The following is a 13162-nucleotide window of genomic DNA, read 5'->3' on the forward strand; positions in this document are numbered from 1 at the left end:
GAGGCAGGCATGGACAAAATCGACGAAACACTGGTCATGCGGACCCGCGATTTCTGGGCTGCGATTGTTCTAATAACAGTGTCCGTCTTTTTCCTTTGGAAGACGTTGGACATCCCACTTTGGGGTGAAAACCGCGCAGGTGTAAGTGGGTCGGACTGGTACAACTCGGCTGCAATTGTACCGTTGTTCATCTTCTGTGGATTGCTTGTGTTGTCCTTCGTCTTGCTGGCTAATTCGATCCGCTCAGGTGGAGCCCAGAACGCACTCACGGCTTTGGGGATTGGATGGGATAAGTCGGAAGCCTATCGAGCAACAACAATAGGCCTGATCCTTCTTGCATACGTCGTCGGGCTGGTTCCCAGAGTGGACTTCATATTGTGCTCGGGGTTACTGATTACAGCTTTGACTTACGGCTACTACGGCGGTCACGCGCGGCGTGCTTTGGTAGCCTGTATCGCAGTTGTTTCTGCCGGGGTTTTTGCGTTCGCCGTGTTTCCCGCGCAGGCGGAATGGAATGCACACAGTGATGATTGGTTTACACTGGCCCTATGGGTCTCGCTATCACTTGTGGTGTTGACCAAAGCGGCTTCCGAACGCGTTTTGCGGTTAGTGCCAGTCGTCGCAATATTGGCCCCGCTGATCCTCGTTTGCGCGATGGCCTTTATTTTCCGACAGAACGTGCCCGCGCGCGGGGGACTGATCTTCAAGCAAATCGAATACCACTACTACGTGACGCTTCGTCCGTTTTGGAAAGACTGACCGGATGGACTTTATCCTTTCGCAACTGGCTGGGTTTGGGACCGCATTCGTTGGTCTGGCAGTGGACCCGCTGACCTATCTGTATTTGATTGCATCCGTGTTCCTAGGCATCACGTTCGGCGCATTGCCCGGCCTGACCGCAACGCTGGCAGTGACGATCCTGACGGGATTTTTCGGCAACAAGATCCCATTGGACTATTCGCTTATCGCTTTGCTCGGGGCCTATGTCGGCGCGATTTACGGCGGCTCTTACCCGTCTATTCTGCTGAACATACCTGGCACAGCAGCCAGCGCGGCGACGGCCATGGATGGCTACCCTCTGGCCAAAGCAGGTCGAGGGGGCGAAGCACTTGGTCTGACCACAACGGCCAGCTTTATCGGTACGGTTATCGGGACTATCACGCTTTTGATTTTTGTCTGGGCACTGCTTTTGGTTTCGAAGAACATCGCGAGTCCGGAAAAAGCACTCTTGGCTTTGTTTGGCATCCTTCTATCTGGCACACTTATGAGCGAGGATCTGGTGATCAAGGGATGGATCGCCGGTCTGATCGGGCTTGCAATGTCTATGGTGGGGCTCGATCCGCTTCTGTCTGAGCCGCGCTATACTTTCGGCTGGTCTTACTTGTTGAGCGGGTTTCAGGTCGTGCCAGTTTTGATGGGGGCCTTCGCCATCCCCCAAATCATCGACGGCTTGAGGCATGTTGAGGCCGGGAAAGTTCTGGCCCTGAAAGGTCGCATCCTTCCGAACCTACGCTCCATCCGACGCTACCTGCCCACCATTGGCCGGTCAGGAGTGATTGGGACCGGGGTGGGAGCGCTTCCTGGCGTCGGCGAAGATGTCGCCGGTTGGGTCAGCTACGGTGTCGGCAAGACCGTATCTGCCGAGGGCGACAAGTTCGGAAAAGGGTCATTGGAAGGTCTGCTATGCTCTGAAACAGCAAACAACGCCTGCATTGGGGGCGCGCTAATCCCGCTTTTGGTTTTGGGCATTCCCGGTTCACCACCCGCCGCGGCTTTAATGGGGGCTTTCAAGATCAACAACGTGATCCCGGGCCCCACGATAGACCCCGAGATCATTCTGCGCGTAGTCGCAATCCTGGTGTTGGCATCCCTGACTATGTTCTTGATGGGCCTGTTCACTGCTCGGGTCTTTATCAAAATACTCGCCATACCGCAGACCATCTTCTTGCCGGTTGTGATGGTTCTGACAACAATCGGGTCCTTCAGCGTCGGTGGTGGCATCAATGATCTCTACCTGATGCTTGGTGTCGGCGCCGTCGCCTATTTTATGAACCTGATGAAGTACCCAATCGCTCCATTGGTCATTGGGGTTATACTGGGAAGCCTGTTTGACGAAACTTTCCGCCGATCGCTGTTCTTGTCGGACGGGGATCTTTCGGTCTTCTTTTCACGACCCGGTGCGGCCATTCTACTTGTGCTCAACGTTGGTCTGATCCTCAGCCAACTGCCCGTGGCAAAGCGCGCTTTCTCACGTCTGAAAGGACTTTCCGTCTGATGTTTGTGGTTACCGTCACCTTCACTCTCAAGCCCGGTACGAGAGAAACCTTTTTGCCGCTAATGGTCGAAAACGCTTCAACCTCTTTGCGTGAAGAACCCGGATGCCAGCAGTTTGACGTTTGCCTAGGCGACGATCCCGCGACAGTTTTTCTCTATGAGGTTTATGATGACAGCGTGGCGTTCTCCGCCCACCTGGAAAGCGCGCATTTCCAGTCCTTCGATACGGCTGTGGCTGATATGATCGCCACCAAGACTGTTCACCAGTATTCCGAGGTCATCCGATGAACGATTGGGAAATTCACGCCGTGAAATACGCGGATCGCAATGCCCGCACTCGACGCGACAGCTTCATATTGGATGACAATCACGATGCACCTCACGCGATGGACTATTTCGTTTGGGTGCTCAAGCGTGGCAACAAAGTTATACTGGTCGATACCGGATACGACGGCGACGAGGCAGCCGCCCGTGGACGTCCTATTGTGATGGACCCACGCGAGGCTTTGCGCCCATTGGACATCATGCCTGAAGCGGTGACCGAGGTTATCGTGACCCATCTTCATTATGACCACGCTGGGGGGCTGCATATGTTCCCAAATGCGAAGTTGCACATGCAATCGGCGGAAATGGCCTTCGCCACAGGTCCCTGCATGTGCCACGACCACTTACGCGTGCCTTTCTCGGCGGGCCATATCTGCGAGGTCGTAAAGCGTCTCTATTCAGGCAAGGTCGTGTTCTACGACGGAGAGGCCGAGATAGCAGATGGGGTGACCGTACACTGTATCGGCGGGCATTCGCGGGGGTTGCAATGTGTTCGTGTAAGAACAGCAGCCGGGTGGATGGTACTCGCCTCTGATGCCTCACACTATTACGAGAATTTCATGGCGCGCAAAGCCTTTCCCATCGTCGTCGACCTGCAGGACATGATGGATGGTTTCGAGACACTCGAGAAGTTAGCCTCACATCCTCGACTTATCGTGCCCGGCCATGATCCACTTGTGCGCGAGATTTTTCCCGTCGGAGCAGCACCGCACATCCATAGGCTGGATCCAGGGCCGACGAAGGACATTAAAATATGCTAATCGGCGTCATAGCGGACGATTTCACTGGTGCGAGCGACATTGCGAACACCTTAGCAAAGGGCGTCGAGCCGGAAGGTGGATTAAGAACCGCGCAGTTTCCAGGTATTCCGGATACCCCGGCCGACAAAGAGATCGAAGCGGGTGTCGTCTCACTCAAGAGCCGCACTGCACCTGTCGAAGAAGCTGTTGCGGACGGCCTGCGAGCCCTGCGATGGCTTAAAGATCAAGGATGCCGCCAGTTCATCTTCAAGTATTGCTCGACCTTTGATTCCACTAGGCGGGGAAATATCGGCCCGGTTGCGGAAGCGTTGGCCAACGAACTGGGCGCGCAAAAGGTGGTTTTCTGTCCAGCATTTCCGACAACGGGGCGCACCATCTATCACGGCCATCTATTTGTGTTCGGCAAGCTGTTGAACGAGTCCGGGATGGAAAATCACCCTCTTACTCCGATGACGGATGCCGACATCAAGCGTTGGTTGCAATATCAGACCCAAGAAGCGGTTGGGTTGGTTTCAATTGACGCCGTGACGCAAGGACCAGAGGCGATTGCTACTGCTTTGCGGAACGTCGACGAACGCTTTGTGATCGGTGATGCGATTTCGGACGAGGATTTGCTGGCCTGGGGCGAGGCTCTGAAGGATGCCCAGCTCATTACTGGGGGATCTGGGATAGCGCTGGGGCTACCCAAGAACTTCGTCAGAAAAGCTTCGTCCAAAAGAGGTGGCAGTGTATTCACAGGTATCGCTGGGCCCGCCGCTATCCTTGCAGGGTCTTGCTCAGGTGCGACCCGTGGTCAGATCGATGTTCATGCGAAATCCCATCCGACCTTCGCCATTGACGTTCCGGGTGTTATGTCCGGGGATGTGACTATGCAAACGCTTCTGGATTTCTTTGAAACGCATTTAGGTCAGGCACCGCTAGCGTATTCATCGGGAAGCCCGGAGGATGTGCGGGCGATCCAAGACCAATTCGGTCGGGAAGCGGTTGCAGAAAAACTGGATAGTCTCTTTGCAGTTACCGCCCGAGAACTTGTCCAAAAGGGCTACAAGCGATTGGTGGTGGCAGGGGGGGAGACGTCGGGAGCTGTCGCAAAGGCTGTTTCTGAGGCACTGGGATCACCGGCCATGTCACTAGGGCCAGAGATCGACCCGGGCGTACCAGTCTTGAGCGTTGGAAAAACTGAACCCATTGCGCTGGCTCTAAAGTCTGGAAACTTCGGCGCTCCGGACTTTTTCGCTAGGGCGCTCAAAATGATGGAGGCAGGCAAATGAGTTCTGAAGAACAGGTACTGCGACAACAGATGTCCGAGCTGTGCGCCTCGCTGTTTGCGCGTGGATTCTCCGTCGGCACTGCTGGAAACGTCTCTGCACGTCTGCACGACGGCATCCTCATGACACCAACCAATTCCACCTTGGGCGATATCGACCCCGAGCGCATCGCTAAGATTGATTTGGATGGCAACCACGTCTCCGGTGACAAGCCGACCAAGGAGGTCTTTCTGCACCAAGCCTTCTATGAGACGCGGCCAGAAGCTGGCGCCGTGGTCCATCTGCATTCGACCTGGGCCACCGCACTGTCCTGTCTGGAAGACACCGATCCCAATGACTGTATTCCGCCGCTTACACCTTACGTGGTCATGCGCGTCGGCACAGTCAAACTGGTTCCATACGTCAAGCCGGGCGATCCGAAATCTGGTGATTTGATCCGCGATCTGGATGGCAAATATAGTGCGGTTCTGTTGGCCAATCACGGTCCCGTCGTATCGGGAGAGGATCTGTTTTCAACGGTCTCTGCAGCAGAAGAGCTGGAAGAAACAGCCAAGTTACTCCTGGCGCTACGGGGGATGCCAACCCGAATGTTGGATACAGAACAAGTCGCAGAACTCAAAGAGACTTTCGGAGGCACTTGAGCGGACACCGAATAGAGTTGTGTGCCAACCTTTGGACATATCGTGTAAAACTATGCGCAAATGCCACGTAAACTTATGGGCAAACTTCCAATATCTTCACTAATGAAATCAATATCGGAAATGGAGCGTTACGAGAGAACCTTCATCGTTTGGAACGATGACCATATGCAAATTCGGGAAATATGGGCGAGTAAATGTCATTCACTATCTGTGCGAGCAGTTGTTAAGAAAGCTTAAGAAGAGAGCATTGAAAGCCATTACGATTAAAAGCTGCCTACTCGTTCAATTAGCCAGTACATCGACACCGAACCGATGCTATAGGCTGTAACAAGCGTTGTCTTTTGGCTGACAGGAAGCGCAATAAATCGCCAGACTATAAGCAGGATAGCCAAAGCTCCGACAAAACTCAGTTGTCCGGCCTCGACACCAAGGTTAAATGCAAGCAAGGCTGCGGGAATATCGTTAGAGGGAAGTCCTATCTCGGCTAAAGCGCCAGCAAAACCAAGACCGTGCAAAAGCCCAAATCCGAAACAAACGATCCAGGGGCTCTGTTCTGAAAGCCGGAGCCGACCTTCGCTACCCTTTACAATCTCCATCGCCAAAAAAACGATGGAGAGCGCAATAACCGCCTCGACCGGTGGGCCGGGAACATTCAAAACGCCGAGTGTTGCCAGTGCTAGTGTTATCGAATGCGCAAGCGTGAAAGCTGTAACGGCTCCCACCAGTCTCCAGGGATCACGGACCAAAACAAACAGTGCAAAGACAAACAGCAGGTGATCCCAGCCTTCTAGTATGTGTTCATAACCCAACTGAAAATAGGCTATGAAAACAGACCATGTTGTCTGTTCAAAAGGTATGTTTTGGATGGCAGCATCCGGGGTGAAACGAAGCGTGGCAGGCTCGGCGTGCAGAGGATGCACACGGACCAAAACGTCGTTCTTTTGTGCCGCCAGTCCGTCAATCTCGATGGATTGGCCCGCGATCTCAGCACGGCATTCGACAACCCAGGAAGAAACCCACGCTCGCCCATCGGAGATTGGGTCAGGGCCGTGTGAGGGCGTACAGCCATCCGGTAACACCGCATCAATCGCCATTGGTTGACCATACACATCTGGTTTTCGCCAATGGACACTCCAAGTGTCCGTAGTGATTTGTCGAATTTCCAAGTATCCCGGATCAAGCGCATGCGCGTTGGCGTACCCCGTGGGCCACGCGAACAGCAGAGCAAACATCAAGCTGAAGAAGAAGTTCATTTGACCTGACCTGTGAGATCGGGTGCTGTGATCTCATAATTGTCGGCAAGAGCTTCGTATTGCGCCTGCGCCAAATCTTCGCTCATGGCGCGACGCCAATCACGAAGCACCACACTGTGGATCTCTTGCAAGCGAGGTATCCGGCTTGGTTCAATGGCAAGCACTTTCACCAGATGGATGCCGTAACCTGATTGGACCGGCCCCATCCACTGACCTTTTTCGAGATTGGCGAGACCATTGGAAAATCCGGTTCCAAAGACCGAGTCGATTACCCGTGTCGCGGTTAGGGGCATTGATGCAGGCAGCAGTGTCGCGATTTCCAAGCCGGAAGTCTCTTGCTCCGCACGCAAGGCGGCGAGTGCCCTTTCAATCTCGGTCTCACTTGGTTCTTCACCAAGAAAAACTTGAGTGAACGCGACCTTATTGGGTGTCGCGTAGCGGTCCGTGTTTTGTTGGAGGAAAGCCTCTAGATCTTCGTCTTCTGGAATAACTGAAGCGGCGATGGCTTCGGTCAGAAAATCCATCTTTTGGCTCAGCCGCGATCTAATCACGCTATCTCCGCGTTCCAAGCCAAGCTTTCTTGCTTCCCTAACTAAAACTTCTTCGCGAATTGAAGCGTCGACCAACGCTTGTAGCTCAGAACCGCTTGGCTGGCGTTTCCACCTCGCTTCGAACTGTGAAGCTAACAGCGCGGCATCACTTTCGCTTATCGCTATCGTCTCCGGATCTGCAGCGGCGTCGTTATCTGGTGATATTATGTGGAACCAAATGAATATGGCAGCTCCGATCAAGAAGAAATGGAACAGAGGTTCTTTCACTATTCGCATGAAGGCTCCTGCGTGAAACGCGATACGGCATTATGTTTTATGCTGGCATCAGGCAGTTGAATAACACAAGGAATTGCAACTCAAGGTGCGCCGCTTATCATAAGAGCGTCCCGAGTTAGTGATTGCGACCTGGGTCCCCAAATCTGCACGAAGTAAGGTCACTCTGCCGGCGTGTACCAAATCGGCGAGGAATACGCGCGCTCCTGATGCGTAAGTACCGCATCTTCTGGCAGCTCCGCACCAAACCTCAGTTTGTCGTACAACACCCAGCGTGGGGTTGGGATTTCGAGCGCACGTACGTAATAGAATGCCCGCGCATTTGGATCGAAATCAGGGTCAGACCAAACCGTTACCAGTTCGGCGGTTCCAATTGTATTGGTCCAGCTGGCGGTTTCCAGATCCACGGTATTCCCAACCGCAGGGATCTTGCCGTTTTGATCGGCAACACGGTTGTCCGACCATGCCACGTCATAGACGTTTTCCTGCAAAGCACCTTCGGAATCGAGCCATCCCTTTATCACCTGCACGCGATCCAGGTTGGCCCCGACCGGGTCGCGCAGAGCAGCGATCAGGAATGTGGGCGGACCTTCACCCTCGCGAGGTCGCAGATCCGAACCCATTGGAACACCTTTTGTGTAGCCCACATCCGCAAGGAAGCGAGTTTCAACATCAGCGTCATCGAAATCCCATCCGCCAAAGAACCGCAGACCAATCCGCGGTCCAGTGCTCGCGTAGGTTTCGCGCCGCTTGAACGCATCGAAGATCGCTGCGCGAGTATTGTCGGTCGCCCAAACGGCCGTGTACCCGGAAGCTACAAGGAGGTCGCCAGGAATTTCGCCAAGATCGTTGGCGATGAAAGGATGCTTTATTCTCGTGGCCGAAGGTTCAACGCTGACGGATTTTCCGAAGAAGTTGTCTTCCTCAGCAGTTGCCAGAGACGTATGGCTGTCCGTCGCGCCGCCCATGCCGAACTTATATGGGTTCACGCCGAACTTCTCTTCCAACAATAAACCGCGCTTCAAAGCTTCTCGGGCGTACTCGCCGGCCAGCATGTCATCGGATTTCAGCTCGGTTATGTCGAGATTGCCAACGTCCCAGTTTTCGTAATCCGCGAATTCGTCGTCGGGGCTCAGATAGGGGTGCGCTTCGCCGTCGCCCTTGATCTGAGTGACTTCGTAATGGGGCTCCCATTTTGCGCGGGCAGCCACATATTCCTCGTCGACCTTGCCACCGTGATAGGTGTCTTCGGTCGGGAACATCCATCCGTTCGACAGGTTGCCATTATGGGCGAAAGCTACCGCGCGACCGCCAGTATTCTCCTGATACTCTTCAAGCCAGGCATAAAGCGCCTTTGGATCAGTATCACCGTAGGGAGGTTGCGTAACCGGAGGCACCATTTGAAGCGCTCTGATGGGCCCATCACGCAGCATGACGTTCCGGTGCAGGTTGAATCCTTTTGGTACGGAGGTCCACTCAAAGCCAATGAAAGCAGTAAAATTACCGGGATCGTTATGTCGATCTGCTGCAAGGACAATGTTCTCCCAAGTAAAGGCAAAAGCATCGGCACCTGGGCTGTAAGAATTAAGAAGAACTTCCGGCAGAGTCATTTGCGAGAAGTTGGTGATAATGTCGAACGCGGCCTTTCCGGCCGCTTCGCCGCCAGCCATGTACCCTTCGTACCACTCCAAACCTTTTGGATCGGCAAGAACGCCCGGTTTGCCAGCTTGCAGATCTGGGGCAAACCCCATCAAATCTGTGTGGTCTGTTAGGACCATCCAGTCCAAAGGCCGGGCTAGCCGAACAGGCAGTCCAGTCGAAGAAATGACCTGTTCGCCCTTGGCGAAACGCCAGGCATCATCCGGTAGCAGGGTGTTCCCAAAAGCTCCGGCGTCAAGCGAAAGCCCGGTGTGAAGGTGGGTGTCCCCCCAAAGCGGGCGTTCTGGGAAGCTGCGATTTGCGTAGGGAGAGTAAGGTTGCTCTGAGAACAAGCCTTCGGCTGCTTCTTCACTGGGCACAGCGTCGGCAAAGACACTCGTTGGTGCCAATCCCAGAGCGAAAAAGCTTAGCAACATACGAAGCATTGTGACCTCCCAAATCAACTTTTACCCGGTTGTTTCGATAGACTATATCACAACAACTTCATATTCGCATTTCCTTATGTCACAACGAGTTTTCTCTTTGGGAAATTTTTAGCTGATAGCGTCATTGCGGCGATGCAACAATTAAGTGAGGCCTAGTAGACCTATCCTATAGTGTCCCGATGGGCGTGTAGCCTGAAAAGATACCTTCAGACAACTTTCCGGTCTGAGGATGAGGAAATGAGATATGAAAAAGGAAATCAAATGTCTCATATCCGCACGGCGCGCATCGCACGAAACAAACAAGCACGCGCTCGCAAATTCCTGAACTATTGCGGTGAACTGCCGTGTGAATTCCCTGCTAAGACAAAAGTCCCGGCGAATTATTCGTGGTGTTCACCGGACCTTAATCGTCGGAGTGACCTCGACGCCGAACAAGAAGATTTAGAGAAAAACAAGAAATTCGCCGTCCACTGGCTTTTGGCAACAATATCTTCCACAGTTACAACGTTTTACGGCGCGCCAATCTTGGCAACGGCCATTGAGGAGTTCATAAATTGCGTTGACTTCACCGGGACCGAAGGGATGAGGTCTGGAACAAGTGCATCTGGCAACGGGGGCGTAGTCATTTTGTCACTTTCAGGGGTGCCCAGAAGTAGATCCGCTAGGCTTGCCAACAGCTAGTTCCTTTCCGCCACCGGCAGACATCGCCGTACTCAGCACAGTTCTATTTCTGGCGATCTTTACGAAGAACGATTGTATTTACCAAAATCGACCCACTACGGGGAAGCTTACAAAGACCCCATTTCAACTCAGCGACTGAAGCGGTATCCTGTGTAAGTCGAAATGCATACAAGCACGACTGCTGCGAACGCTGGATCAATGAGTTCCAAGCTCATTTCGCCCAGCATCATTGCCTCTAGGGGCCGAGTTCATCCCTAAATGCGTTTGCCTTCTTTGGTACTTCCGTGAAGTGCTCATGCACCTTTGTGCGCAGTTCGCCGTGGTTTATGCCTTATGTTTCTATGTGCTTTGTTTTTATGTCGCCGCGCACCGCAAGACGCCGTGCCAGAGTACCAGCCTCTTTAGGGCATCGTTTACGCAAAAACATCCGAAGGGTTCTTCGTTTGGTGTTTGGTCTATTGTGGGGTTTTGGTCTTGTGTCGGGCAATGGCCAACGAAAGTAGTAGATGCCATGTCTGGACAGTGAGAGATACTCATGCAGCTTCATTTTGTGTCACACCTCTGTGTCACACCGCTCGAATGCTCGCTATCTAATTGTATTGTTAAGTTTTGGTGGAGCCTAGGGGATGCGATCCTGAGGTGATAGGTTTCAATAAAATCAGTGGCTTAAATGTAAGAGAGTTCCTGCGCTGTAACAACCCACTGTAACACTTTTTCAGTTGTTGGCAGAGACGCAAGGTGCGATTTGCATCCTAAGGAAATCCGCAGTTAGTTACTCTACCACGCAGGTAGATGGCCGCAGAGCGGACGCTAGATGTAATGCCTTCTGCGACCGCTTTACGGACATACCCGCCGTTGCCGTCAGAACACTTAGAAATTGCTCCCGGCCCCATTGGGCAAACAAGTCATCGTTGGCCCGAGCGTAGCGTATCGCGCCGGCCACCCCATGTCCGGTCAGTGCGAGACGATCGCGAGCCCCGCAAATATGAGCGCGCCGCCTGTCCAATCGCGCGGCTCTAGCCCTTCGCCGATACTGTAAGCGTAGGTCAGTACGATCAGCGTCTCGAGCGCAATTATTATTAGATACAGCTCGGAAAGTGGAACTGTGCGCATCAGCACCACCTCGGACTGGGTGGCGGCAAGAAAACCCAGAATGATCAGAGCGAGCGCCACCGCCGTCCATTCGGCTGAGGCCAGTTTCATTCCGATGGTTGCAACGCCATACCCCACTGCCGCCAAGACGGCCAAGGCCAGTGGTTTCAACGCCAGAAGCTCCATGTTTCAAATCCTTCACCGTGCGCAAAAAAACCGCGCACCTCTCATGAACCAACATTCTCTGCGTAGGATTTTAGCATGCGTATTATGTCGCATCAGTGAAGCCGATTACTTTATTTTAGCGAAGTGAAAGCCGGTAAGAGTATTGCTTATTCAGATGAAGCGAATAGCTGATACCCGCCTTCGAAACGGATGCTGCGCCTGACCCAAAGTCTGAAAAGGGCTCGGTTCGGTCAGCCTTGTATGAGCTTCCCCAACTGAATTGGTCCACTGCTATATTTAGGAAACGGAGGACCAAGAATGGCAAGCAAGAGACCGAAACCTGAAGCGTTGTCCGCCCAAGCACTCAAGATTACGTGTGCGCTCTGGTGGAAATCTGATGCTCGAGAACTTCGGTCCTTGCTGATGCTGACTGACAAACATCTTTGAAACTGCGAAGCGGTGTGGCAACGTTTGGCTATCCTGCGAAACTGTGTGCTACTTTGCAGACTTCCATCATCAATCTCATTAGGAGAAGACATGCTAATCAAACTTCTTGCGTCCGCATTTTTCTTGATTTTGCCCGCGCTCAGTTTCGCTCAAACAGCTGAGCGCAGCGTGACCATCGAAGCCGATGCGACAGTTAAGTCGGTCGATCCGGACACTCGCCTTATCGTGCTGCAAAACTCAGAGACGGGCGAAGAAGAGACCATTGTTGCGGGACCGGAAGTCGTAAACTTCGACCAAATTGAAGAAGGCGACACAGTCAAAGCGGTTTACACACTGGGGGTAGCTGCAAGCATGGCGTTCCCCGGCGAGGTTGACAGTATGGTTGAATTGGAAGCCCAGGTTGCAGAGGGATCAACACCGGGCGTGGCTGCCGGAACGATGGTTACGTTAATTCTGACTTTTGTTTCCTTCGACGCCGCGAGCTCAATCGCCACTGTGACGGACAGCAGCGGCACGGAACAAATGATCGAGGTTGAAACGGATGTTGGTCGTGAGTTTGTTGAACAGCTTAGCCCGGGAGACAGAGTAGCTCTGAGCTTCACGGAAGGTCTCGCTGTGGGAATTGTTGAAAAATAGGCGTCGTCCGCAGCGCAACCTCATAAGGCGTACCTGTTGTTTCTTATGTCGCCACCAATGGAACAACTCGTCCCACAGCTTCCGCCCCCCCAAAGCTCTTAGCATTGTTGGTCCAAATTGGGCGTCGAAAGGTGGAGAAAACCCGCCTTCCAAAAAGGGATAAGGCTGAGGTCATACAATGGTCTCTGCCACCGTATCGATCCGGCACGCGATGGATCACAATAGGCCGCTTTGGGCTCTAAGCGGACTTTCAGCGTTTTCGCCTGAATGGCCGCTTTCCAGCCAGCGATTGTACTTACCGGCAGTACCCGGCGCGTCTCAACCGAGATTTGGCCGCGGATGTCTCCAAATGCCTATAGCGTCCCCCCGAGTACCTCGCGCAATCCAGAGCATGCCCCGCAGCAATCACAGCAGCACCAATGTCTTGTCCGTCCGCGTAGCAAACACCGACCCACCGATCATGGGTGCGTTCGCCATTAAGACTGCACTCGATGTTCTTGCCGCGAAGATAGTTCACCATCCAGCGTTTAGCATCCTGACCAGAACGAGTGCCAAGCTCCGGCGCATCCACGCCGTTCAAACGGACAGGAGTGCCATCGACAACGATCGTGTCCGCGTCGCGCACTTGGAGGCCACCGGCGGCTGCGGTAGTGGCGAAAAATGCGAAGGCAATGGTTAGCTTCTTGAACAAGGCGAAGTCCTCAGTGTCTCG

The 13162-nt window shown here is 53.4% G+C and carries 13 protein-coding genes; 8 read left to right on the plus strand and 5 right to left on the minus strand.

From position 1 onward, the window contains the following. The first annotated feature begins 9 nt into the window (after positions 1-9). Genes ACR0AH_RS13460 through otnC form a run of 6 tightly spaced genes read left to right on the plus strand, consistent with a single transcriptional unit; the run spans position 10 to position 5268 of the window. Positions 10-759, plus strand: a complete 750-nt coding sequence (locus ACR0AH_RS13460; protein ID WP_480592321.1) for a hypothetical protein — start codon at positions 10-12, stop codon at positions 757-759. Between the two features lie 4 nt (positions 760-763). Beyond that, the gene (locus tag ACR0AH_RS13465) at positions 764-2275 is read left to right on the plus strand and encodes a tripartite tricarboxylate transporter permease (protein ID WP_170638038.1); all 1512 of its coding nucleotides are present in this window, start codon (positions 764-766) and stop codon (positions 2273-2275) included. Next, a complete protein-coding gene (locus ACR0AH_RS13470) occupies positions 2275-2562 on the plus strand; it encodes a putative quinol monooxygenase (protein ID WP_480592323.1) in 288 nt (95 codons plus the stop codon). Before ACR0AH_RS13465 ends, ACR0AH_RS13470 begins: the two co-directional genes overlap by 1 nt. Then, entirely contained in the window at positions 2559-3359 is an 801-nt protein-coding gene (locus ACR0AH_RS13475) for an N-acyl homoserine lactonase family protein (protein WP_170733518.1), read from the plus strand. The genes ACR0AH_RS13470 and ACR0AH_RS13475 overlap by 4 nt, the downstream gene beginning before the upstream one ends. After that, positions 3353-4630, plus strand: a complete 1278-nt coding sequence (otnK, locus tag ACR0AH_RS13480; protein ID WP_480592325.1) for a 3-oxo-tetronate kinase — start codon at positions 3353-3355, stop codon at positions 4628-4630. The genes ACR0AH_RS13475 and otnK overlap by 7 nt, the downstream gene beginning before the upstream one ends. Then, a complete protein-coding gene (gene otnC, locus ACR0AH_RS13485) occupies positions 4627-5268 on the plus strand; it encodes a 3-oxo-tetronate 4-phosphate decarboxylase (RefSeq protein ID WP_170647192.1) in 642 nt (213 codons plus the stop codon). The genes otnK and otnC overlap by 4 nt, the downstream gene beginning before the upstream one ends. Positions 5269-5531: 263 nt before the next feature. On the opposite strand, the gene ACR0AH_RS13490 is transcribed toward otnC, so the two are convergent. From ACR0AH_RS13490 to ACR0AH_RS13500, 3 genes are all read right to left on the minus strand, one after another. After that, positions 5532-6521, minus strand: coding sequence for a HupE/UreJ family protein (locus tag ACR0AH_RS13490; protein WP_480592327.1), 990 nt, complete (start codon positions 6519-6521; stop codon positions 5532-5534). Further along, positions 6518-7348 carry a peptidyl-prolyl cis-trans isomerase gene (locus ACR0AH_RS13495; protein WP_480592329.1) on the minus strand — a complete coding sequence of 277 codons (831 nt, stop codon included), beginning with the start codon at positions 7346-7348 and terminating at the stop codon, positions 6518-6520. Before ACR0AH_RS13495 ends, ACR0AH_RS13490 begins: the two co-directional genes overlap by 4 nt. Positions 7349-7506: 158 nt before the next feature. Further along, a complete protein-coding gene (locus ACR0AH_RS13500; protein ID WP_170733521.1) occupies positions 7507-9429 on the minus strand; it encodes a DUF3604 domain-containing protein in 1923 nt (640 codons plus the stop codon). 237 nt (positions 9430-9666) lie between these two features. Between ACR0AH_RS13500 and ACR0AH_RS13505 the strand changes: the two genes are divergently transcribed. Then, positions 9667-10110: a hypothetical protein gene (locus tag ACR0AH_RS13505; RefSeq protein ID WP_170733522.1), complete on the plus strand. Its 444-nt coding sequence runs from the start codon at positions 9667-9669 to the stop codon at positions 10108-10110. Positions 10111-11064: 954 nt separating this feature from the next. Here ACR0AH_RS13505 and ACR0AH_RS13510 read toward each other — a convergent pair. Next, complete coding sequence (locus ACR0AH_RS13510) at positions 11065-11388, minus strand: hypothetical protein (protein ID WP_010443746.1); 324 nt, start codon at positions 11386-11388, stop codon at positions 11065-11067. Positions 11389-11904: 516 nt separating this feature from the next. On the opposite strand from ACR0AH_RS13510, the gene ACR0AH_RS13515 reads away from it, so the two are divergent. Further along, complete coding sequence (locus ACR0AH_RS13515) at positions 11905-12450, plus strand: hypothetical protein (protein ID WP_010443748.1); 546 nt, start codon at positions 11905-11907, stop codon at positions 12448-12450. 295 nt (positions 12451-12745) lie between these two features. Here ACR0AH_RS13515 and ACR0AH_RS13520 read toward each other — a convergent pair whose 3' ends face one another. Continuing rightward, positions 12746-13141: a thermonuclease family protein gene (locus tag ACR0AH_RS13520; RefSeq protein WP_170647186.1), complete on the minus strand. Its 396-nt coding sequence runs from the start codon at positions 13139-13141 to the stop codon at positions 12746-12748. Positions 13142-13162: the final 21 nt, after the last annotated feature.

It is taken from the genome of Ruegeria sp. AM5 (assembly GCF_056540645.1).